This window comes from Nostoc sp. DSM 114161, assembly GCF_052692665.1.
In genome coordinates this window covers 4,254,927-4,275,943 of sequence record NZ_CP195141.1, presented here as the reverse complement: position 1 = coordinate 4,275,943, position 21,017 = coordinate 4,254,927, and the positions used below count along the sequence as shown (strand labels likewise).

General features: G+C 41.3%; 25 protein-coding genes. 9 read left to right on the top strand and 16 right to left on the bottom strand.

The window, feature by feature from the left end; translation table 11 throughout:
- Window positions 1-413: 413 nt before the first annotated feature.
- Complete coding sequence (locus tag NSTC745_RS18545; protein ID WP_445638455.1) at window positions 414-1,508, top strand: phosphotransacetylase family protein; 1,095 nt, start codon at window positions 414-416, stop codon at window positions 1,506-1,508.
- Window positions 1,509-1,644: 136 nt separating this feature from the next.
- Here NSTC745_RS18545 and NSTC745_RS18540 read toward each other — a convergent pair whose 3' ends face one another.
- Window positions 1,645-2,151: a DUF4188 domain-containing protein gene (locus NSTC745_RS18540; RefSeq protein ID WP_445638454.1), complete on the bottom strand. Its 507-nt coding sequence runs from the start codon at window positions 2,149-2,151 to the stop codon at window positions 1,645-1,647.
- 98 nt (window positions 2,152-2,249) lie between these two features.
- Here NSTC745_RS18540 and NSTC745_RS18535 point away from each other — a divergent pair, with 98 nt between their 5' ends.
- From NSTC745_RS18535 to NSTC745_RS18520, 4 genes are all read left to right on the top strand, one after another.
- Complete coding sequence (locus NSTC745_RS18535) at window positions 2,250-2,789, top strand: PadR family transcriptional regulator (protein ID WP_445638453.1); 540 nt, start codon at window positions 2,250-2,252, stop codon at window positions 2,787-2,789.
- Window positions 2,790-2,880: 91 nt separating this feature from the next.
- Window positions 2,881-3,384 carry a DNA recombination-mediator protein A gene (locus NSTC745_RS18530; protein ID WP_096538972.1) on the top strand — a complete coding sequence of 168 codons (504 nt, stop codon included), beginning with the start codon at window positions 2,881-2,883 and terminating at the stop codon, window positions 3,382-3,384.
- A 119-nt stretch (window positions 3,385-3,503) separates the two neighbouring features.
- Window positions 3,504-3,899 (top strand): MAPEG family protein, encoded by a 396-nt coding sequence (locus NSTC745_RS18525; RefSeq protein WP_096538973.1) that lies wholly within the window; start codon window positions 3,504-3,506, stop codon window positions 3,897-3,899.
- A gap of 158 nt (window positions 3,900-4,057) precedes the next feature.
- A complete protein-coding gene (locus NSTC745_RS18520) occupies window positions 4,058-4,549 on the top strand; it encodes a YajQ family cyclic di-GMP-binding protein (RefSeq protein WP_445638452.1) in 492 nt (163 codons plus the stop codon).
- A gap of 184 nt (window positions 4,550-4,733) precedes the next feature.
- Here the strand turns inward: NSTC745_RS18520 and NSTC745_RS18515 are convergent, their stop codons facing one another.
- Together NSTC745_RS18515 and NSTC745_RS18510 are read right to left on the bottom strand one after the other, a co-directional pair.
- Window positions 4,734-5,291, bottom strand: coding sequence for a glutathione S-transferase family protein (locus tag NSTC745_RS18515; protein ID WP_445638451.1), 558 nt, complete (start codon window positions 5,289-5,291; stop codon window positions 4,734-4,736).
- Window positions 5,292-5,297: 6 nt separating this feature from the next.
- Entirely contained in the window at window positions 5,298-5,762 is a 465-nt protein-coding gene (locus NSTC745_RS18510; RefSeq protein WP_445638450.1) for a hypothetical protein, read from the bottom strand.
- 632 nt (window positions 5,763-6,394) lie between these two features.
- Between NSTC745_RS18510 and NSTC745_RS18505 the strand changes: the two genes are divergently transcribed.
- On the top strand, window positions 6,395-7,117 hold the full coding sequence (locus NSTC745_RS18505; protein WP_445638449.1) for a tetratricopeptide repeat protein: 723 nt from the start codon (window positions 6,395-6,397) through the stop codon (window positions 7,115-7,117).
- Window positions 7,118-7,284: 167 nt separating this feature from the next.
- Here the strand turns inward: NSTC745_RS18505 and NSTC745_RS18500 are convergent, their stop codons facing one another.
- The gene (locus tag NSTC745_RS18500; protein ID WP_445638448.1) at window positions 7,285-7,695 is read right to left on the bottom strand and encodes a slr1601 family putative cell division protein; all 411 of its coding nucleotides are present in this window, start codon (window positions 7,693-7,695) and stop codon (window positions 7,285-7,287) included.
- A gap of 358 nt (window positions 7,696-8,053) precedes the next feature.
- Window positions 8,054-8,185 carry a photosystem I reaction center subunit XII gene (psaM, locus tag NSTC745_RS18495; RefSeq protein WP_096538979.1) on the bottom strand — a complete coding sequence of 44 codons (132 nt, stop codon included), beginning with the start codon at window positions 8,183-8,185 and terminating at the stop codon, window positions 8,054-8,056.
- Window positions 8,186-8,342: 157 nt separating this feature from the next.
- Between psaM and NSTC745_RS18490 the strand changes: the two genes are divergently transcribed.
- Window positions 8,343-9,653: an FGGY-family carbohydrate kinase gene (locus NSTC745_RS18490; protein WP_445638447.1), complete on the top strand. Its 1,311-nt coding sequence runs from the start codon at window positions 8,343-8,345 to the stop codon at window positions 9,651-9,653.
- A gap of 296 nt (window positions 9,654-9,949) precedes the next feature.
- On the opposite strand, the gene NSTC745_RS18485 is transcribed toward NSTC745_RS18490, so the two are convergent.
- From NSTC745_RS18485 to NSTC745_RS18440, 10 genes are all read right to left on the bottom strand, one after another.
- Window positions 9,950-10,081 (bottom strand): hypothetical protein, encoded by a 132-nt coding sequence (locus NSTC745_RS18485; RefSeq protein ID WP_445638446.1) that lies wholly within the window; start codon window positions 10,079-10,081, stop codon window positions 9,950-9,952.
- A gap of 66 nt (window positions 10,082-10,147) precedes the next feature.
- Window positions 10,148-10,684 (bottom strand): IS630 family transposase, encoded by a 537-nt coding sequence (locus NSTC745_RS18480; RefSeq protein ID WP_445632652.1) that lies wholly within the window; start codon window positions 10,682-10,684, stop codon window positions 10,148-10,150.
- 52 nt (window positions 10,685-10,736) lie between these two features.
- Window positions 10,737-11,009 carry a winged helix-turn-helix domain-containing protein gene (locus NSTC745_RS18475; RefSeq protein ID WP_445632651.1) on the bottom strand — a complete coding sequence of 91 codons (273 nt, stop codon included), beginning with the start codon at window positions 11,007-11,009 and terminating at the stop codon, window positions 10,737-10,739.
- 19 nt (window positions 11,010-11,028) lie between these two features.
- Window positions 11,029-11,232, bottom strand: a complete 204-nt coding sequence (locus NSTC745_RS18470) for a hypothetical protein (RefSeq protein ID WP_445632650.1) — start codon at window positions 11,230-11,232, stop codon at window positions 11,029-11,031.
- A 37-nt stretch (window positions 11,233-11,269) separates the two neighbouring features.
- On the bottom strand, window positions 11,270-12,325 hold the full coding sequence (locus NSTC745_RS18465) for an McrC family protein (RefSeq protein WP_445638445.1): 1,056 nt from the start codon (window positions 12,323-12,325) through the stop codon (window positions 11,270-11,272).
- Complete coding sequence (locus tag NSTC745_RS18460; protein ID WP_445638638.1) at window positions 12,316-13,065, bottom strand: McrB family protein; 750 nt, start codon at window positions 13,063-13,065, stop codon at window positions 12,316-12,318. Before NSTC745_RS18460 ends, NSTC745_RS18465 begins: the two co-directional genes overlap by 10 nt.
- A gap of 189 nt (window positions 13,066-13,254) precedes the next feature.
- Entirely contained in the window at window positions 13,255-13,743 is a 489-nt protein-coding gene (locus NSTC745_RS18455; protein WP_445638444.1) for a hypothetical protein, read from the bottom strand.
- A gap of 348 nt (window positions 13,744-14,091) precedes the next feature.
- On the bottom strand, window positions 14,092-15,054 hold the full coding sequence (locus NSTC745_RS18450) for an N-acetylglucosamine kinase (protein ID WP_445638443.1): 963 nt from the start codon (window positions 15,052-15,054) through the stop codon (window positions 14,092-14,094).
- A 14-nt stretch (window positions 15,055-15,068) separates the two neighbouring features.
- Window positions 15,069-16,334, bottom strand: coding sequence for an MFS transporter (locus tag NSTC745_RS18445; RefSeq protein WP_445638442.1), 1,266 nt, complete (start codon window positions 16,332-16,334; stop codon window positions 15,069-15,071).
- A gap of 40 nt (window positions 16,335-16,374) precedes the next feature.
- A complete protein-coding gene (locus tag NSTC745_RS18440; protein ID WP_445638441.1) occupies window positions 16,375-16,797 on the bottom strand; it encodes a GxxExxY protein in 423 nt (140 codons plus the stop codon).
- A gap of 58 nt (window positions 16,798-16,855) precedes the next feature.
- Here NSTC745_RS18440 and NSTC745_RS18435 point away from each other — a divergent pair, with 58 nt between their 5' ends.
- Window positions 16,856-19,843: a valine--tRNA ligase gene (locus tag NSTC745_RS18435; RefSeq protein ID WP_445638440.1), complete on the top strand. Its 2,988-nt coding sequence runs from the start codon at window positions 16,856-16,858 to the stop codon at window positions 19,841-19,843.
- A 188-nt stretch (window positions 19,844-20,031) separates the two neighbouring features.
- Complete coding sequence (locus NSTC745_RS18430) at window positions 20,032-20,466, top strand: hypothetical protein (RefSeq protein ID WP_445638439.1); 435 nt, start codon at window positions 20,032-20,034, stop codon at window positions 20,464-20,466.
- Between the two features lie 357 nt (window positions 20,467-20,823).
- Here the strand turns inward: NSTC745_RS18430 and NSTC745_RS18425 are convergent, their stop codons facing one another.
- On the bottom strand, window positions 20,824-21,000 hold the full coding sequence (locus NSTC745_RS18425) for a DUF6887 family protein (protein WP_445638438.1): 177 nt from the start codon (window positions 20,998-21,000) through the stop codon (window positions 20,824-20,826).
- Window positions 21,001-21,017: the final 17 nt, after the last annotated feature.

Here is a 21,017-nt window from a genome sequence, read left to right as displayed (position 1 = left end):
TTGCTGATTTTATGTATGAAGACGATTGTGTATAGACGTTGCAATTGCAACGGCTCTACATCTGGATTCATATGGCAATTTAGCAACACTCGCTAGCAATTAAGTAGGTAGACATAATTAAATGTAAAATACAAAAGTTTAAAACCCTAATAAAAACTGGCTTTTCCCTCCTGCCTTCTACTTACTATCTTTTCAAGATACGGTGGGGTAGAGTAATGCTTACCTGTAACAATCATTTTTCAAATTCGCTTCAGATAATTTCCTATTGTGTATCGTCGTGTATTGCATCCAAGCTCCAAGGGCTATATTCTGATAAATCCTAGTTTCTAGGAGCGAGAGGCTTTTGCCAGAACGAACTAGAATTAGGAAACACCTAGTGGGTTCTTCTGACTTTTGAAATTAGGAGTGCATGTGTGCCCAAATCCCCTAAATATTTGCTGATTGGATCAACCGAGACTTACAGCGGTAAATCTGCAACTGTTCTGGGTTTGTCTCATCAGCTACAGCAAAAAGGACTGGATATAGCTTACGGTAAACCGCTCGGTACGTGTTTGAATTCGTCTAGCGGAACTGTAATTGAAGAAGATGTTCAGTTCATCGCTCATAGTCTGAATCTGCCCGAAAACCGTGTTGCACCTACAATGCTGGCTTTGGATGAACTAAATGTGCAAAAACGCTTGCGTGGGGAGGACAAAACAAATTATCAGCAGTCGCTATTACAGCAATATTCACAAATGTTGCCAGGAGATTTGGTGTTGCTAGAGGGGCCTGGTGATTTGTCTGAAGGCAGTTTGTTTGACTTATCTTTACTACAAGTGGCTGAGGTATTGGATGCTGGCGTGCTGTTAGTAGCCCGTTATAAATCGTTGCTTTCAATTGAGGCATTATTGCCTGCTAAGCAGCGTATGGGCGATCGCTTGATTGGTGTCGTCATCAATGATATCCCTGTGGCAGAACTAAAAGCGGTTGACACTGTGTTACGCCCATTTTTGGAACAGCGGGATATTCCAGTGCTGGGAATGCTGCCAAATAGCGATTTACTGCGTAGTGTGAGTGTTGGCGAACTCGTTAAGCAATTAAAGGCCGACGTTCTGTGTCGCAACGATCGCCTAGATTTGTTGGTGGAAAGTCTGGCAATTGGCGCCATGAATGTCAACTCGGCTGTGAAGTATTTCCGCAAACGCCGGAATATGGCAGTGGTAACAGGAGGCGATCGCGTCGAAATTCAGCAGGCTGCTTTAGAAACTTCAACCCAATGTTTAATTCTCACCGGGCAACTACCACCCCCACCGTTCATTCTCAGCCGTGCTGAAGAACTAGAAATTCCCATTTTATCTGTTGACTTAGACACCCTAACCACAGTCGAAATTGTTGACCGGACTTTTGGTCAAGTCCGTCTCCACGAACCGATTAAGGTTCAGTATATTCGCCAGCTGATGGCTGAGCATTTTGACATTGACCGCCTGTTATCTAAACTCGGTTTAACTCCCGCAACGGCATTGTCTTAAGGCATGGGAAGGGAAAAGGGGAAAGGGGAAAGGGAAAAGGTAAAAGGGGAAAGGGAAAAGGGAAAGGGGGAAAGGGGAAAGGGGAAAGGCATTGATTTTTAATTATTCTCCTCTGCTCCCCTGCCTCCCCTGCCCCTCATCCCCCAGGCGAAGGCACAGCAGGTTCGCTGTCACCTCCCAAGCGACGGCGTGCTGTTTCCGTTCGTCCTTTAGCTGGGACGTGCTTAGTTGCGGCAGCTAATCCAAATACAGGCATATTTCCGTAAATTGCCTCATATTTTCCCGGCTCGATTAAATATGTTTCGTGCCAAATACCAACACTGCCATCAGCACCAATGGATCGATTAAACCTTTGCCAAGCTTCTAGATGTGCATCTGCGGGATTTCTGGCAAAACGCTCTAAATCCTCAAACGATCGCCAATACTGAATCAGCCCTACTCCCCGCGAGTAAACAAAACCTTCTCCCCCTAAAAACCCTTTTTCGGGATTCTGCTGAAGGCTGCGTAGCATCGGCGACATTGCCCTAGCTGTAGGAATCCATTTAGAAAAAGCAAAGAACTTATTAATTCTCATCCCAATCAGAAACACAACGAAGGGTTCATCAATCTCGGCGGTAAATCTTCCTGGCATTACTTGAGGCATGAGTTACATTCCTTGTTGTTTTCGAGTAATATGCAATTAGTTGCATATGAATATAATTATGCAATTAGTTGCATAAGTCAAGTAGTGAATTAAAAATCATGGCATTAGCCCACGCGATATTAGCTGCTCTTGTTGAGGCCCCTTGTAGTGGGTATGATTTAGCAAAGCGATTCGATGGCTCTGTAGGCTTTTTTTGGTCAGCCAGCCACCAGCAGATTTATCGAGAGTTGTCGAAGTTGGAAGACCAAAAGTGGATTAGTTGCGAGACGGTTCTGCAAGCAGGGCGCCCAGATAAAAAGGTTTACAGGGTCACAGGCTTGGGAGAACAGCAGTTAAAAGAGTGGATTGCTCAACCTTGCGAACCCACGCCGACAAAAGATGATTTACTTGTAAAAATTTTTGCTGGTTATGTTGCTCCTAAGGAGACGATTTTGGCAGAAATAGAGCAACATCAAAAAGCCCACTTAGAAAAATTATCTACATACGAGGATTTGGAACAGCATTACTTTCAGAATCCTCAAGAACTGTCAGAACCACAGCAATTTCAGTATTTGACTCTCTTGAATGGAATTACTTATGAAAGACATTGGCTGGCTTGGTGCGATCGCGTAATTCAGTCACTCAACCAAAAAAAGTGAAAAATTGTAGTGATGTCTAACTCGGTTTGCCTCGCACCTACACGCTCTTTGGTAGAATAGCTGGGTCGTTTAATCTGATGCATGTCTATCTTTGAGTCAGTCAACAGACCTTATTAACGTCGATACATTAGCGCAAGAACTAGCGACAATCCAGCAAACGGGTTCTAAAAGAATTGCCTTGCTGGGTTCTCGTCATGTGCCGATTACACATCAGAATCTTATTGAAATGATGACATATGCCCTAGTTTTATCGGGTAATCGGATCATCACTTCTGGTGCCACAGGTACAAATTCTGCTGCCATCCGGGGAGCAACGCGGGCCGATCCAAACTTATTAACCGTGATTCTGCCCCAAAGCTTGGAACGCCAGCCCTTAGAATCGCGCCAGCAACTAGAACAGGTAATGCATCTGGTGGAAAATCCCAGTAATGATAACCTGTCTCTTGCCGAAGCAAGTTACTTGTGCAACAAAGAAATTGTCTCTCGTTGCCAGCAACTAATTTGTTTTGCGTTTCACGACAGCCGCACTTTGTTGCAAACTTGTCAAGATGCAGAAGAACAAAGAAAAGTGGTGACACTCTTCTACTTTGATTAGTCATTTGTCAAAAGTCCTTCGTCCTTTGTCCTAGTTCGTGGCAATCAAACTAAAGCACGTCTATGTATTTGACCAATGACCGATGACCAATGACTAATGACTAGTGACTAATAACTAAAATGATAATTTTTTTGTACTCCATCGCTGCTGCTGCCGTTCTAATTTACGTGCCATTTTTAGTAGTAGCTTATGCCCGCGTGCGTGTTGGGTACGATACTTCTGCCCCTCGCGCCATATTTGATAAATTGCCACCATACGCTCAAAGAGCCACCTGGGCACATCAGAACTCCTTTGAGGCGTTTATGGTGTTTGCCGCAGCCGCATTCATGGCATACGTAACTGGTGTAAATTCTTCTACAGCAGCGACGGCTGCGATCGCCTTTGTGGCTGCGCGTTTTCTTTACTCAATTTTTTATATTTTGAATATACCTATTTTGCGATCGCTGATGTTTGCCATCGGTTCCCTTAGCTCTGCTATTCTGATCTTCCTGAGCATCATCCAAGCAAATAGTTAATTGGGGAGTGGGGAGTGTGGGGAGTGGGGAGTGGTGAGTAGGGGAGATGGAGAGATGGGGAGGTGGGGAGGATAACTTGGAACTCCTAACTCCTAACTCCCTACTCCCTACTCCCAATAGCTAATCTAAAATCCAAAATCTAAAATCCAAAATACTTTATGGCTTCTACTTTTTCCTTTGACATTGTGAGCGACTTTGACCAACAAGAATTGGTTAACGCTGTCGATCAAGTTGTGCGAGAAATCAAAAGCCGTTATGACCTTAAAGATACTCAAACTACTGTTGAGTTAGCCGATCAAAGCATTAATGTTAATACTGACAGCGAGTTTACCTTAGATTCTGTACACAACATTTTGCGGGAAAAAGCCGCTAAGCGTAATCTTTCTCAGAAAATCTTTGATTTTGGCAAAATTGAATCAGCAAGCGGTAACCGCGTGCGTCAAGAAATTAAACTCAAAAAAGGCATCAGTCAAGAAATTGCCAAACAAATTTCCAAATTGATTCGTGACGAATTCAAAAAGGTACAAGCCTCAATTCAAGGCGATGCTGTGCGGGTTTCTGCCAAATCTAAAGATGACTTGCAAGTTGTAATTCAGCGACTAAAACAAGAAGACTACCCTGTGGCTTTGCAATTTACAAATTATCGGTAAAAGGGATTGGGTACTGGGTATTGGGCATAGGGCAAGCAGGAAGTGTGGGAGGTGTGGGAGGAGAGGGAGGTGTGGGAAGAGAGGAGGGCATAAATTCTCTTTCTCCCCACACTCCCCACACTCCCCACACTCCCCCATCCCCCCACACTTCCCTATCTCCCCAGTCCCCAGTCCCCAGTTCCTTTTACGTCATTACACCGATAGTTTTTTGAAATGCGGGACGCTCAGCCAATAGCTTCATGTAATTCAACACGGCTGGGTAAGGACTAAAATCTAGTTTCATAACTAAGGGAATGTAATTCAAAATAGAGCCGACTGCGACATCAGCAACGGTGAATTCATTACCTAGTACAAAAGATTGCTGACTGAAAATTTCATTCAACGTATTCAACAAACGGGGTAGTTGGCGATCGCGATTTGCTTCTACCAAAACTCCTGTACTGAGGGTGGAATTGGCAAACAAGACCCACTGGTAGATCGCAGCACGTTCTTCTAACGAACCGGGCACTTTTCCATACTTCTCTGTCAGATAGAGCAAAATTGCCCCAGATTCCCAAAGCTGAAAATCTCCATCAACAATTGCTGGAACTTTTGCAAATGGATTAATGGTTAAAAACTCAGGCTGTAAGTGTTCGCCCGCCTGCATGTCAAGCTTGACAAATTCATAGGGAACTTCTAGTTCCTCTAAATACCAATGAACAATTGAGGCTCGACTACGAGCGCCACCGTAAAGTTTTAGCATAATTACCTAAAGAACTTTGTGAGTGTGAGAATGCTGCTTAACGTTGTCTTCTTTGGTAACAACTCTATTGGCATTCAGCACCCGCTTGCGGTCAACGGAATACTTGAAGTCAGTATAGGTTGTACCTAAAGGAATTAAGGATTTTGCAGATTCACGACGTTTGTAAGTACGAGCTGCTGCAAACAACCGTGGGATAAATTCTTCACCGAACTGAGCCGACTGGGGGAAGCCATCTGGCAAGAGTTGTGAGTCGCCATCCAGCACAGATGCCAAAGTTGTTGCACAAGCCAGCTTGTAAGAGGTAGGAATGCCCTTTAACAATGCTTCCAAAGCCGCAGAGGGAATTGGTTCTATAACTTCGATTTGATGTACTTCTCCATCTTCCTTGATGAAGCAAGTTGCCAAACCGATGACAATGTAATCATCGGCTGCTAAATCGGGAGCATTGGGATAAGAAATTGCAGTTGTCATCAGAAAATTTCTCAAAATTTAGGGATTGGGACTGGGGATTGGGGACTGGAGTTATTCGCGTCCCATTGTCTTGTTGTTTCCCTCAGCGTCCTCTGTAACGAACGAACGAACAGCTTGTTGGCATTCTACCAACTTGTTGCTCTCACTACGTTGTACATTGCGACGGGAATAAGAATAGCATTCCAAATGTTTCAAAAGCCTAGAAATACAGGATTTTTAATTTTTGACTGGTCTTGCCTTACTTGAGAACTGACAACAATTTTTCGGCGTTGCTGAATTGCGGTATGAATCCAGATGTAGAGACGTTGCAATTGCAACGTCTCTACAGGATTTTGAGATCGTGCACAATCGTTTTCACACATGAAATCAGCAACGCCATTTTTTCAGTCCTCAGCGCGAAATTTATCTTGGCTATTTCTGGAATTGACCTTAGGGATGAAGTATCCATGATTAGGTTTGAGGAGCAATTGTCATTTAGGGCGTAAATTTCCACTTGTGTGAGTAGTTTAAGTTCTCTCTTGAGATGGCTTTCAGGTAATATTCAATATTCTAAAAATAGACATAGTGGTAAAGCCAATAACAAATAAAACTAGAATTTTATTCCATATAGCAGGCATTTTAGGCGTAAAAAGATGAATATTCACTCATTTTTACCTTCTGGCGACAATCAAAGTAATCAATATAAAAAACTGATTATCAATAAAATAAATAATCATCAAGACCGGGGAAGAAACGATCGCACTGAATTAGCAGACAGCCACTTACGGTCTTATGCTTTACAGTTGGCTCAAGAAGGAAATTATACTGAAGCGATCGCACTTTTAAACCAACTAATTTTCCGCCATCCCTACAATGCAATTAATTACAACAACCGAGGGCTGATTTATTTCCAAAGTGGTGAAATGCAAAAAGCCTTTTGTGACTATAATAGTGCCCTCGAACTCAATCCTTATTTAGCCAGCGCTTATAACAATCGAGCAAATTGCTATGCTGCTTGTGGAGAATTAGCACTAGCACTTGCTGACTATGATGAAGCGATTAATTTGAATCCTCGTCATGTCCGGGCGTGGATTAACAGAGGGATTACCTTGCGTGACTTGGGTCAATATGAAGAGGCTATTGAAAATTTTGAGGTAGCACTGCTTTTCGGTCAACTAGAAGGTCATATTTGGGCTGAACGCGGCAGAACTTACCATCTTTGGGGTGACTGGAATTGTGCGATCGCTGATTATCGTCGCGCCCTTACTCAACTATCTCCTGTAAATAACAGTAAGGATGTTGCTGGTTATCGCTTGCGTTTACAGCTCGAAAATTGGCTTAACGATCTGCTATCTCCTCAGCGTCCTAATTGGTAGATGAACCATTCTGGTAAACTAAAAATTCCAAAAATGAACAATTCATTTTGAATTTAAAATTGAAGTATAGCGACGCTGTTATTTATTAGCAATAATATAAATTTTCGCTCAGTTTATAGCTAGCCAAAATCACAACAAACAGAATAATCCCAAATTCGATATTTATCTTAGGGTAATAAATCTGTTTGTTCGATCGCTCTGCCATCTTGATTCATCAGCACCACTCGACGCTGGCGGGGATCGAATCTGTACCCTTGTTGTTGCATAATACTTTTAGCTTGCTGGGGATCGAAGTTACGGCTAAATTCTGCCTGTAAATTGTTGACATGTGCTTCTATCAGCTTGACTTCGGTACGGATTTCTCGCAACTTTTCTTGCTGTGACCAATGATAAGGCAAAAGTTGTGTCAAAGCAGATGCGGCGGCCGCTGTAATGAAAAGATTAACAGCTATTTTGGCAGTACTTTCCAACGCCATCACTCGGTAAGAACGTTGACGAAGATGCCGCTTTGGTCGAGGAATGACCCGGCGTTTTTGTATCGGTTGTGACGGTGGTCTGGAGGGTTGAATAGCGTTCATGATCCTAAAAAATAACCTCTCTAAGTGAAGGGAAGCACTATCAAGGGTGCTGTTAGTTTTGTTTGCGGTCTTGAACCAGTGCTGAGTGTTCGAGAACAAGTAATTAGTAAGAACTAGTACTTATGAATCTTGTGGTTCAAGTCTTTTAACTTTACTCAGCACTTGTGAAGCTTGATTTAGCTGTCATCTTACTTCATTTTTGGAAAATAGCTACAAGTGCCGTACAAGTTAAAAAATAACCTGGCTTACGTAAGTGCATAACTTCATAACTACTCAAGGCGTAAAGCCTTAAGCGTTTGGAAATAGCACCCCCGTAACGCCAGGATTATTAGCTTTTCAACTGTGTCACATCGTAGCCTTATTTGTAAAGTTCTGTGGCTAAACGCCAAGCTAGAACTCCTGGAATCAGCGCCACAACTAGAGCGATGTACACTTGGGTATCTGAGATAGAAGACACTTGAGCGAGGTACAGAGTATCTAAGATAGGCATGGCTGAAATTCTCCTAACTTGAATAGATTTTGAACTGTTCGTTTACTACTTTTCCTTGTTTTGCCAAGTTCGTGGAAGATCTTGTTACAAGATGCAACAAAAGCAGTTATGAGTCAGTAGTCTTTAGTTATTATCCTTTAAAAAAATTCATCAATCTATGAATTTGTATTTGGGTATCGACTTCGGGACATCTGGCGCACGTGGTGTAGCGATCGATGAGGAAGCTAGCATCCAAGCTGAGGTGCGATATCCCTTTGAGGATTCGCCAATGGCTGTGATGCCGAATTGTTGGCAGGAGGCTTTGTTTGCGCTGATGGAACAGATACCTCAACGATTGCGGCGAGAAATTAAAGCGATCGCCATTAATGGTACTTCTTCCACTGTTTTGCTGGTGGATGCCGCAGGCAAACCAATAGATGCACCGCTACTGTACAACGACGCACGGGGATCGTCTGTGCTAAATGATTTGAGGAGCGTAGCGCCCCCCAATCATACCGTGTTAAGCGCCACCTCTAGCCTCAGTAAACTGATTTGGATGAAGCAGTTACCTTCTTTTAATCAAGCTAGATATTTCCTGCATCAAGCGGATTGGCTGGGGTTTCTGCTGCATGGGTATTTAGGCATTAGCGACTACCATAACGCCTTAAAACTAGGTTATGACGTGGAAGAGTTGAAATACCCAGAATGGATGGAAAAGTTGCAAATACCGATTCAACTACCCAGAATTTTGCCACCTGGTACTCCCGTGGCAGAATTACGTTCTGAAATTGCAGATAACTTTGGTTTTCGGCGCGATTGTTTGGTGTGTACTGGTACAACCGACAGTATTGCCGCTTTTCTTGCCAGCGGGGCAAAATTGCCTGGTGAAGCCGTGACTTCCTTAGGTTCGACGCTGGTACTAAAGCTTTTAAGTCGTACCCGCGTAGAGGATGCGCGGTATGGAATTTATAGCCATCGGTTGGGTAAATTATGGTTGACTGGGGGTGCTTCAAACACTGGGGGTGCAGTGCTACAGAAATTTTTCACCAACGCTGAGTTAGTAACCCTTAGCCGTGAAATTGATGCATCAAAAGCCAGCGAACTAGATTATTATCCATTGTTAAAAGCAGGCGATCGCTTTCCCATAAACGATCCCAATCTACCCCCAAGATTGGAACCACGCCCAGACAACCCAGTGGAATTTTTGCATGGATTGTTAGAAAGTATTGCGCGTATAGAAACAAAAGGGTATGAATTATTACAAAAAATGGGAGCAGACAAGCTGACTTGCATTTATACCGCTGGCGGTGGTGCAGCAAACGACACTTGGGCTGCAATTCGCAAACGGTATTTAGAAGTGCCTGTCATCGCCTCAAAACATACAGAAGCTGCTTACGGGACAGCATTGTTGGCAATGGGAAAAGTGGGTAGGGACACAGGGATGAGGGAGTGTGACGAGTGTGGCGAATGTGAGAAGTGTGGGAGATGAGGAGATGGGGGCAGGGGAGACAAGGGGGACAAGGAAGACAAGGAGAATAATTCTTAACTCCTCAATCAGCAGCGAACAGTCAACACTCAACACTCTCAATTCCCTATACCCCGCGACAGATATCTTTTAAATCAGTATCTATCCGGGTGACAATCAAGATATCTCGGCCGATACTGGGATTATTAGATACCGGACTATAGGATTCCAGGTTTCATGATCTGGGCAGCTATTCGGGGATGGGTGCTTTGCGTTAAGCGAATGTCATCTATCCCCTTTACTAATGATTGGAGTTAATTTTAAAGTAATTCTAAGAAAAGAAAAAGGTTTTTTAAAAAGGTTTGACCTGCGCGATCGAGGTTATCATCTAGGGAAAATGTGAGGCTGCGGACTCGGATTCGATCGCTTTTAATATCTAGTGGCTGTGTCAAGTCTTTGGGGTATATTAAAAATGCTTGGCTACATTTTGTTGTGTTTGCGTAGCTTATACCAATTCTTTATGAAGCTGCGCTAAATAAGGCTTCAAGAATAAAGTCGTAAGAAGTGAGAGAGGCAATCATCGAAGGTGTAATTTCTTTGAGGACATCAGTTAACTTGTGCTGTAGTTGTGTGAGAGTTTTACAATTTTCCCATTGGAGTTGAGATTTGAGAAATTCCCAAAACCGCTCAATTGGGTTGAGTTCAGGAGAGTGAGGAGGTTGAAAAATCGGGATAATGTTATCTGGGATATCGAGAGCTTTAGCTTTGTGGAAAGATCCTTGGTCGAACTGGATAACCGCAATATCATCACCAAGATCAGCAGATAGCAACTTCAAAAAGTGTTGAAAACAATCAGCATTCAGGTAGGGGAACTCATAGAAAAAGCTGTATCCACTTAGAGGTTCTACAACTCCGTATAAATAAAAATTTTCACGTTGCCATTGACTTAAGCCTACAGGTTTAACTCCTCTAGCTGTAATCAAACGTCCTGCAATTGTCTTTAATCCTAAACGTGTTTCATCCTGACCGGAGGCGGAGCGTCTCCGGCTCCGCACAAGTACCTCAATCGTTTCCCCGCTCCAAATTCCTCCTGCAAGAATTTGAATGCTAAAGGCAGTTTTTTTTAAAGTGAGATAGACTTTGTGGGTGTTGTTTGGTACTTTGAGGACGAGGCACTTTTAACTTCGCACCCAAACGCTGGCGAACAATTTCATAGACTGTTTTGTAGGCAAGTGAAACCCCTAATTCGCTCTTGAGCCATTGTTGAATTTGGCCATAGCTAGTAAACCCAGATGGCTCCTGTAACCGCTGTTCCAAGCGTTCTAAGTCTGAACCAATAATGCTCGGAGCTTTTCCGGGTGCATGTTTGACTTCAAGCAAGCCCCTTGTTCCTTGATCTTTATACTTCCTTACCCAACGAGTTATGGTTGCTACCAGAGCGTCCTAAACGTTCTGCAAGCGATCGCCTGCTGCTAACTTGACCACTCTTGAGCCAATAGAGCATTTGTAATCTTTCTTTACTGCTTGCCGTGGTGGCATGTTTGACAGCTTTCTCCAATTCTTCTTGGCTTTCTGAAATCTCAATTTGGAATGGACGACTCATCACAAAGTTACTCAATGCACCCATCTATAAGTTTGACCTAGTTTGGCGCATCTTCATACAGAATTGGTATTATCATCTGATGAATATCTGTATTTACTGCTTGTTCAAGAGCTTTATACTTTGTATCTAAAACTGCTATTGTTTTGCCAGTTTTAGCATCAGACAGTAATAAATCTATAATGAGGTGTCGATTCTGACTAATTTTTATCGAATATTGCTGTTTAAAACAATAGCCTTTCGGCGTATTTTTCTTAAGCCATTCTGCAACAAAAAATTCATATAAATCTGCCATATTGACGAGAAAGGGTAGGGTTTTATAATTTCCCGTTTCATAACTGGGGCTATTATTCTCTAAAAATAATCGGCAGAAATTATGTAATAGTCGATAGTCTTCATTGAGGCGATTGTACTGTATTCCAATACAATCTTCTACACTACAAGGTTGCAATGTTACTAATCCTTGTAGAGCATGATAAGCTTTTCGTATTGTTGATGATATTCTTTCTGAGCAGAAACTACTACGACCAATAATATAAAGTGTCCATGCTAGTATCTGATTTTCTTTAATATCAGCGGTATATTCTTCGTAGCCACATTTAAGTTTAATATTCCACGGCTGTTTAATTACCTGTTGCACATCTAACCTTCCCCGCACATAAGAAAGCTGCTCTGTTTTGGGTAAGTAAGTACGATATAGTCCTTTGCGACACCGTTCTAAAACTTTATAGGCTAATATCTGAGCCAGATTATTATAAAAGCCGTCTAAAGATTCACAATCCATCAACCCTTTGAGGAAACAAAATCCTTTTAAATTGTAGGCATATTCCAGCATTCCGAAGAGGTTTTGGATAGGTACTTTGAGATTTATTTTTAGATGACATTCAGGAGTTATAGGAATGTAACCTACCCATCCTCTAGCTTTGAGTTTCCAATGTTGTCTTGTTTTATGAGTAGGAAATTCTATATCTACTTGTGTTTTGTATTTCTCACATAACTCAACCCCGGCTGAATAGGGTATTTCATCAATTTGAAATGATTTATTCTCGTATTCTGTAAGTTCAATAATTCTTGGATTTCCTGGGTTTATATCCATACCCGACCCTTAATTTTATCCCAGCGAAACTCATCTAATTTTTCTAGCTGATTAAAAAAGTACTCTTCTAAATATGGCTCAATTTCCATACGCCATATATCTTCTATATCATCACGTAGATTATCTGTTAAAAAGAATGAAATACCAATTTCGTAGTTTTTATCTGCTATTACCTGATTTAATTGCTGTAAAATGTTAATTAATCTGTCTACTGTCAAACCTCTTTTTTGGTGATAACTCCGCAGTACCTTATAGTTTGGGCAAAGTTCAATAAATGCAAAGCGGCGGCGTAGCGCATGATCTATATTGGCAATAGATTTATCTGCTGTATTCATTGTGCCAATAATACGGACATTTTTCGGGATGCGAAACCTGTTACCGCCAGCTAGTGGAATTTCTTTGTCCCGATACTCAAGCAAGTACATTAATTCACCAAAAACCTGTGCAAGATTAGCACGGTTTATTTCATCGAGAATTAAAACACAAGCATCTTCACGAAACTCAGCTTTTTTACAAAATTCTAAAAATCTTCCTGGAACCAGTGGATATGCTAATATTCCATTTTGGCTTTGAGGACGGATGCCTTGAATGAAATCTTCATAAGAGTATGCGGGATGAAATTGCACCAGTTCTGAGAAACCGTCACCACCACCGATTAAGTGTTGAGCAAGTTTTTCAGCAAGATAGGTTTTTCCTGTTCCAGGTGAACCATATAAAACTGCTTGAAGTTTACGATTAATGCTGCGTATCCAGTGTTCTAGAACTAGTTGGGAAACTCCAGTATCTTCAGTACATTGGTCTAACCTATATATAGGTTGACTAACAGTAGGTATTGGCTTCTTAGATACTGCTTGTAAAAATAGCGGAAGGTAATATTGAAACCATTTTTTAAATTTATTAATTAGTTCTTCTTGACAAGAATTTAATATTTATTTTTGATTGAAATAACAACTATGACCATTAGATCCAAGATCAAAGGCTTTAACGTTTTCCGCAATTATATTTGCTATTATAACAGGATTTTTTTCTCCAACACTTCTGGCTAAAAATACCCCTGCACTATCTATAAATTTTATTCTTATATTTGTATCTATTAATTCTATATACAATAATGAAAATATATCTAAATACTTGTGCAAACTGATTTTATAAGGGGATACTAATATAGTAAAATCTATGTCAATTAATTTATCTGATATTATTTTATAAAAATTATTGGCAGCAATTTCACATGGTATTTGTTGATGTATAAAGTAACAAAAATTAGTAAAAGGCTGCTTTACTGTGTTTTGAAAATCTTTATATTCTTGAGAATTATAAATATTATTATCCTTACCCTTATGCTTATTTTTGTATTGTTTAATTACTTCAAAGGGATTACAAGAAAAAATTGTTTTTAAATTTTGATTATTATCCATAAAAAATCCAAATATTAAAAATAAAAATTTTTACCACTTTATCTCAGTAGTCATTTCATGGTACTGAGTTTAATAAATAAAATGCTAGCGTAAAAACACGCAAAGATATAATATGTGGTTGCTTAGTAATTAAAGGTGGGCATCTTGCCCACCCTACAAGATTGGATAATTTATTTGTTGGAAGTCCCTTACTGTAGATGCAGCTTTTACTGGGTGTATTAAGGCGATCGCAACAAACTTTCACTGGCGATATTAAGCGATCGCAATGATGGTAAAAGAACGTCAAATTATGGGTTGAAAGTAACCGGGTGCTGCGGCGCTACAGTGTAGGAGCTAATGACAGCAAGGTCAATTTTGATTTGTGTACAACGCTAATAAACCAGCACCATAAGCAGGCTCAAACCTTGGATAAATAACTTGAATAAAAGGAAACTTCTTAATTATCGATGCTGAAAATGTCTCATGTATTTTGGATCTACTTAGCCATACACTTCCTGTTGTGACTACTTCATAAATTGAGTCTGGAATAAAAATAGCATCAATTACTGTAGATGTAGCTTTTACCAATTCTTGAACAGCTTCATCAATTATATTATTCGCTATTTCATCACCTGAATCGGCTGCTAAATCGACAATTGGCGCTAAAGCAGCTATCTGTTTCACTCCCCATTTTCGCTGATATATTACTTCTATTAAATCTTCTATATTTCCCAAATTAAGATGCTGTTTAAAAGCCTCTACTAAATTCGTTGGCATCTCGCGTCCATCATAGGATTTTAATGCAGCATTCATCCCAGCAACAGCAATTTTATAGGCACTACCTTCATCTCCTAAAATATAGCCCCAGCCGCCGACTCGCTTGGTATTTCCCTGCTGATTTCGCCCAAAAACTATGGAACCAGTACCTACTGCAACCACAATTCCCACATCATGACCAATTCCACCAACTAAAGCAATGAAAGCGTCGTTGCAAATGACAATATTCTCTGGTTGTAATGACCAAGTAATAGGTAAAACTTTGCTATTTTGCAACTCTACCACTAAATTTTTTACTACTTTGATATCTGATGCACGTCCTACTCCTGCCAAACCCAGACATATTGCTTCAATAGTAATAGTATTTATAATTTGTCTTGCTTCATTAATCGCAACCTGAATTGCAAATTGAATTGATTTAAAAGTAGCTTCAATACCTATACTCTGATAGTTAGATCCCCCAGCTTCACCGCGTCCTAGAACTTGACCAGAATCGTCCATTAACACACAGACTGTCTTACTACCGCCGCCATCTATTCCCAAAACATAAGGCATAATATCTGAAATAGTTAATTATTTGCAAGTTTTGATTCTTCTTTTAAAGGTATAAAAAATAGAGCAATCATTCCAGGAATTGTGAGCAAACAGACCAAAATAAAAAAGAGTGGATAGCCAAGTGCTTTTTGCAGATAACCGCTAATTAATCCGGGAAGCATCATTCCTAAAGCCATGATGCCCGTTGAGATAGCAAAATGGGAGGTTTTGTATTCACCTTGGCAAATGTACATTAAGTAAACACTAAAAGCTGTAAACCCAAAGCCATATCCGAATTGCTCTAAGGAAACCAAAGGATATACTAACGCTAATGAAGGTTTGGTGTAAGCCATATACACATAAAATATATCAGGTAAATTTAATGCTAAAGCCATAGGGAAAAGACATTTTTTTAATCCATATTTGGAAATGAGCAAGCCTCCTAAGATGCCTCCAACAATCAGGGAGATTACACCAAATGTTCCGTAGGCTAATCCGACATCTGATGTTGATAAACCCAAGCCTCCTACTTCCGGTTTGTCCAATAAAAATAAAGAAGCCATCTTGACAAGCATTGCCTCTCCAAGCCTGTAGAGTAAAATAAAGGCTATAATATTAATAATTTTATATTGATTAAAATAAGAACTAATTATTCTCCAAAAATCTATTTTCTTTGTAGCTTCTAACTGTCGTTGACTATCCAATTCAGGTGCAGGTAAAACTAAGCGATGAAAAACAAATAGGATTGCTAGAATTAAAGAGCAGAAACCAAGAGCTAAAGTCCAACCCAGAGGAATGTTGTTAAGAGATACTTCAAGGTAACCTGCTACAACTACTAATATTCCAGAGCAGAAGATAACAGCAAGTCTATAAAACAGCGAGCGAATGCCGACGAAAAAGGCTTGCTGTTCGGAAGATAAAGCTAGCAAATAAAAGCCATCTGTGGCAATATCATAAGTTGCAGAAATAAAGGCTCCTATTGTTAATGCTGCGAGGGAGATGAAAAAGAAATTAGGTAGTTGTAAAGAAAAGGCTACTAAACCTAAACAAGCAAACATGGCTAATTGGGTGTAAATTATCCATTTGCGTTTCGTAAAGTAAATATCGACAATTGGGCCCCAAAACATTTTGATGACCCAAGGGAGATAGAGAAAGCTTGTCCATAGGGCAATTTGAGCGTTATCTATTCCGAGTTTTTTATAAAAGATTACGGAAACTGTGTTGATGATGACGTAAGGGATGCCAGAGGTGAAATACAGGGTGGGGATGAATGTCCAGGGGGAGGTTGGTTGATGTTTCATGGATTACGAACCGCAGAGGCGCAGAGGGCGCAGAGAGGGATTAAGAGAGGATGATGCGTTTGATGCCGTCTTTGAGAACGGGGACGTTAAAGTTGATGAGGAGAGCTAGGGGGTGATTAGTCATTTTAATGTATGAGAGGACTTGAGCTTCGTGGATTGGGGCTAAATTTTGGACAGCTTTTAGTTCCAAAATTAGACACTTGGCAACTAGAAAATCTAATCTACCCTTGCCTACTTCATGTCCTTTGTAATTTACTATTACTAACTTCTCAAACTCATGAGGTATCCCGCGCCTTAAAAATTCTATAATCAACGCTTCCTTATACACCTCCTCCAAAAACCCTGGCCCCAACACCTGATGCACCTCAATTGCCGCCCCAATCACTTTTCCTGTAAGCTGATTCATCTTCTCCCCCAACTCTCTTTTCTCTGCGTTCTCTGCGCCTCTGCGGTTCGTTTCCATCAATCCCTCTCCAACCCTGTGGCAAAATTTATTAGAGTCCTTCCTTAGTTTTCCCCGCATGACCGCAACCATCCTCAATCTTCCAAGTCTCTACGACCCCTTTTCCACTGAAGCCAAGTGGCAAAAATTCTGGGAAGATAACCAAGTTTACAAAGCTGACCCCAACCATAAAGGTGAACCCTACTGCATCGTCATTCCCCCGCCTAACGTCACCGGCAGTTTGCACATGGGTCACGCTTTTGAAAGTGCCTTGATTGATACCCTCGTGCGCTACCACCGAATGCAGGGACGTAATACCCTGTGGCTACCCGGAACCGACCACGCCAGCATTGCCGTACATACTATGCTGGAAAAGCAACTCAAGACTGAGGGTAAGACTCGCTATGAATTAGGGCGCGACCAATTCTTAGAACGCGCTTGGCAATGGAAGGCGGAGTCTGAAGGAACGATTGTTAATCAATTGCGACGCTTGGGTGTTTCGGCTGACTGGTCGCGGGAAAGGTTTACCCTGGATGAAGGTTTATCCAAAGCTGTTGTTGAGGCATTTACTCGCCTTTACGAGGAAGACTTAATTTATCGTGGTGAATATTTAGTCAACTGGTGTCCGGCTTCCCAGTCCGCTGTGTCTGATGTGGAGGTGGAAAATCAAGAGGTTAATGGCAATCTCTGGCACTTCCGCTATCCGCTGACGGATGGTTCTGGTTTTGTGGAAGTGGCGACGACTCGACCGGAAACGATGCTAGGCGATACGGCAGTGGCAGTTAATCCCGATGACGATCGCTACAAACATCTCATCGGCAAAACTCTTACCCTGCCCATTGTACAACGAGAAATTCCCATCATTGGCGATGAATTCGTTGACCCCACTTTCGGTACGGGTTGCGTAAAGGTGACTCCCGCCCATGACCTGAACGATTTTGATATGGGTAAGCGTCACAATCTGCCGTTAATCAACATTATGAATAAAGACGGCACTCTCAACGCCAATGCTGGGGAGTTTCAAGGACAAGACCGCTTTGTTGCGAGAAAAAATGTCGTTTCTCGCCTAGAAGCTGATGGCGTTTTGGTGAAGATTGAGGATTATAAGCATACCGTTCCCTACAGCGATCGCGGTAAAGTACCCATTGAACCCCTACTTTCAACTCAGTGGTTTGTCAAAATTCGCCCCCTCGCTGACAAAACTTTAGAATTCCTCGACCAGCAAAACTCACCGGAGTTTGTCCCCCAACGCTGGACTAAGGTTTATCGCGATTGGTTAGTAAAACTCAAAGATTGGTGTATCTCTCGTCAATTGTGGTGGGGACACCAAATTCCTGCTTGGTACGCTGTCAGTGAAACCGATGGGCAAATTACCGATAACACGCCGTTTGTGGTGGCGAAATCGGAAGCGGAAGCCTGGGAGAAAGCCAAAGCGCAATTTGGCGAAAATGTCAAGTTAGAACAAGACCCAGATGTGTTAGATACTTGGTTTTCGTCTGGACTTTGGCCGTTTTCAACTATGGGCTGGCCGGAACAAACTCAGGATTTAACAACTTACTACCCTACCACTACTTTGGTGACAGGCTTTGACATCATCTTTTTCTGGGTAGCCAGGATGACAATGATGGGCGGGCATTTTACTGGAAAAATGCCTTTCCAAACTGTTTACATCCACGGTCTGGTGCTGGATGAAAAAGGCCAGAAGATGTCAAAGACCAAAGGTAATGGTATTGACCCGCTGTTATTAATTGACAAATATGGTACTGATGCGCTTCGCTATACCTTAGTTAAGGAAGTGGCGGGGGCGGGACAAGATATCCGCTTAGAGTACGATCGCAAAAAGGATGAATCGCCATCTGTAGAAGCGTCCCGCAACTTTGCGAATAAGTTGTGGAATGCTGCTCGGTTTGTAATGATGAATTTGGATGGACAAACCCCTGCACAACTTGGTCAACCACTCAGCACTGAATTGAGCGATCGCTGGATTTTTTCCCGTTATCATCAAACCATCAAACAAACCAGCAATTACATTGATAATTACGGTTTAGGAGAAGCAGCCAAGGGATTGTACGACTTCATTTGGGGTGATTTCTGCGATCAGTATATTGAATTAGTCAAATCTCGCCTCCAGCCAGATGCAGATCCCGCATCGCGACGGGTAGCACAACAAACTCTTGCCTACGTACTAGAAGGGATTTTAAAACTACTTCATCCCTTTATGCCTCATATTACCGAGGAAATTTGGCAATCTCTCACTCAACAACCAGGAGATTCGCCCCAAACTCTGGCTTTACAAGCCTATCCAAAGGTAGATGCAAATCTGATAGATTTAGCATTAGAAGAACAGTTTGAATTGCTAATTGATACTATCCGCACAATTCGGAATTTGCGTGCCGAAGCTGATGTGAAACCAGGGGTGAAGGTGACAGCTAATTTACAAACTGAAAGTGAAAAAGAAAGACAAATCCTCACGGCCGGACAAATTTACATTAAAGATTTGGCAAAGGTTGAAACTTTAACTATTACTGACAAGCAAAAAAGCCAAACTGTTGTTACTAAAAAACCTCAAAATGGGTTGAAAATAATTGGTTTAACTATTTTGGCGATTGTCTTTGCTAGGTTAGGTTTAGCTGTGGGGAATGCGATTTATAAAACTGCCATTATTGGAACTTTCTTTGAAATGGTTGGTTTTCTTTACGCAGGTTGGTTTGTCACGGAAAATTTACTGACTGGTGAAGCTAGACAAAAGCTATGGAGACAGTTTTTCCAAGGGACAGAATCACAACAGGCACAAGAAGTGGAAAATGCGATCGCCGGTGTGATAGGTACAATACAAGTAGTAATTCCCCTCAGTGGCGTAGTCGATATCGAAGTTGTGCGTGCCAAACTGGAGAAAAGCCTCACCAAAGCCGAAGCGGAAATTCAATCTTTGAGTGCCAGATTAAACAATCCGAATTTTGTCGATAAAGCTAGACCCGACGTGGTTCAAGGAGCGAGAGATGCCTTAGCAGAAGCCGAAAAACAAGCAGAAATTCTGCGCGAGCGCCTACGTGGTTTAGGATTGTAATACTGTAATAGGTAATGGGAAAATAATTAATTGCTAATTACCCATTACCTACCTACAAATAAGCCTTTCTACATTTTTTTAATTTCTGACTATGACCTGGTTTCATTCTTTTAACTAATGTTTGCACTTGTTTTTTAATTAAAAAATTTTTTAAATTTTGAATTTCTAATTAAAGCGGAGTAACTCTCATGCTATATCTAGCCCAGGTGCGTAAAAATGATTTTTTAGACCAGCACCAGTTACGCTTATTAGCACGTCAGGAAGTCGATAGCTTGTGGGCGATAATTCCGGAAGAGGCTTTCATTCTGCTGGGAAAGGGAAATCCTATGAGTGAAAACTTGCTTGTTTTAGTCGAACTTTCCGCCACAGGCGATATTGAAAGAATAGAAGATGCTACCGGTTGGGTACTCCATTTAGTACAAACCTACCTCACTACCGGGATTACACCAGAATTTTTACAGCACGAAGCCGAACGAGCAGAAAATTGGCGACAATCCCTAACGTTGCAAAACCAAGATTTAGCGCGGCGTTCTCTGGAATTGGAAGCCAGACGCGAACAAATTCAAGCTTTAGAAGAAAGCCTCAAACGTGAAAAAAATGGTTATCACAAAGATGAGGAATGATATCAATTGAAAATTCAAAATTCACACATTAGCCGAACCAGATTTCAAAAATCTTTCTGAGTTGGAATCTGTTGCTGAATTTTGGAAAATTAGTATGAGAAGCTAAAGATTATTTTATCTTAATTATGTGCGCCCATTAGCAAAAATCTTAAAACCCAACGCTATTAGTAACTTTAGGGTTAATTTTCAATTCGGGATTACTGATTTGAAGGTTGATTTCAAATTGTATAAGTTCTGATTTAAAGTAATAAGTAGCTCAACTTAATTAAACATAAAACAATAGTACGGTGCGTTGTCGCAAAGCGCAACGCACCTCAGTTGAGTATGAGGAATTTAGGGGCTAGATCATGGAGTCAGTCAGAATGCCAGCCTTTTTCTAAGCTCTGGCTCTAGCTGTTCATCAGTACTGACTACTACCCGCCCTGGCTTGGCTCTTATGATGGTGAGGAAATGTTGAAATGCTTCTTCATCTTGGGGGTTGGCTTTGACGTATTCCCGCAATTCTTTTTCTGACAAATTTAAATAGTCGCCCATCCTATAATCTCCTCTCC

Coding starts and splice junctions, on each gene's coding strand:
- NSTC745_RS18525 (WP_096538973.1), top strand. CDS start 3,504: ATGATAATTTTTTTGTACTCCATCGCTGCTGCTGCCGTTCTAATTTAC.
- NSTC745_RS18500 (WP_445638448.1), bottom strand. CDS start 7,695: ATGAACGCTATTCAACCCTCCAGACCACCGTCACAACCGATACAAAAA.
- psaM (WP_096538979.1), bottom strand. CDS start 8,185: ATGCCTATCTTAGATACTCTGTACCTCGCTCAAGTGTCTTCTATCTCA.
- NSTC745_RS18520 (WP_445638452.1), top strand. CDS start 4,058: ATGGCTTCTACTTTTTCCTTTGACATTGTGAGCGACTTTGACCAACAA.
- NSTC745_RS18470 (WP_445632650.1), bottom strand. CDS start 11,232: ATGAGTCGTCCATTCCAAATTGAGATTTCAGAAAGCCAAGAAGAATTG.
- NSTC745_RS18515 (WP_445638451.1), bottom strand. CDS start 5,291: ATGCTAAAACTTTACGGTGGCGCTCGTAGTCGAGCCTCAATTGTTCAT.
- NSTC745_RS18440 (WP_445638441.1), bottom strand. CDS start 16,797: ATGGAAACGAACCGCAGAGGCGCAGAGAACGCAGAGAAAAGAGAGTTG.
- NSTC745_RS18445 (WP_445638442.1), bottom strand. CDS start 16,334: ATGAAACATCAACCAACCTCCCCCTGGACATTCATCCCCACCCTGTAT.
- NSTC745_RS18455 (WP_445638444.1), bottom strand. CDS start 13,743: ATGGATAATAATCAAAATTTAAAAACAATTTTTTCTTGTAATCCCTTT.
- NSTC745_RS18425 (WP_445638438.1), bottom strand. CDS start 21,000: ATGGGCGACTATTTAAATTTGTCAGAAAAAGAATTGCGGGAATACGTC.
- NSTC745_RS18465 (WP_445638445.1), bottom strand. CDS start 12,325: ATGGATATAAACCCAGGAAATCCAAGAATTATTGAACTTACAGAATAC.
- NSTC745_RS18450 (WP_445638443.1), bottom strand. CDS start 15,054: ATGCCTTATGTTTTGGGAATAGATGGCGGCGGTAGTAAGACAGTCTGT.
- NSTC745_RS18510 (WP_445638450.1), bottom strand. CDS start 5,762: ATGACAACTGCAATTTCTTATCCCAATGCTCCCGATTTAGCAGCCGAT.
- NSTC745_RS18535 (WP_445638453.1), top strand. CDS start 2,250: ATGGCATTAGCCCACGCGATATTAGCTGCTCTTGTTGAGGCCCCTTGT.
- NSTC745_RS18490 (WP_445638447.1), top strand. CDS start 8,343: ATGAATTTGTATTTGGGTATCGACTTCGGGACATCTGGCGCACGTGGT.
- NSTC745_RS18540 (WP_445638454.1), bottom strand. CDS start 2,151: ATGCCTCAAGTAATGCCAGGAAGATTTACCGCCGAGATTGATGAACCC.
- NSTC745_RS18435 (WP_445638440.1), top strand. CDS start 16,856: ATGACCGCAACCATCCTCAATCTTCCAAGTCTCTACGACCCCTTTTCC.
- NSTC745_RS18430 (WP_445638439.1), top strand. CDS start 20,032: ATGCTATATCTAGCCCAGGTGCGTAAAAATGATTTTTTAGACCAGCAC.
- NSTC745_RS18505 (WP_445638449.1), top strand. CDS start 6,395: ATGAATATTCACTCATTTTTACCTTCTGGCGACAATCAAAGTAATCAA.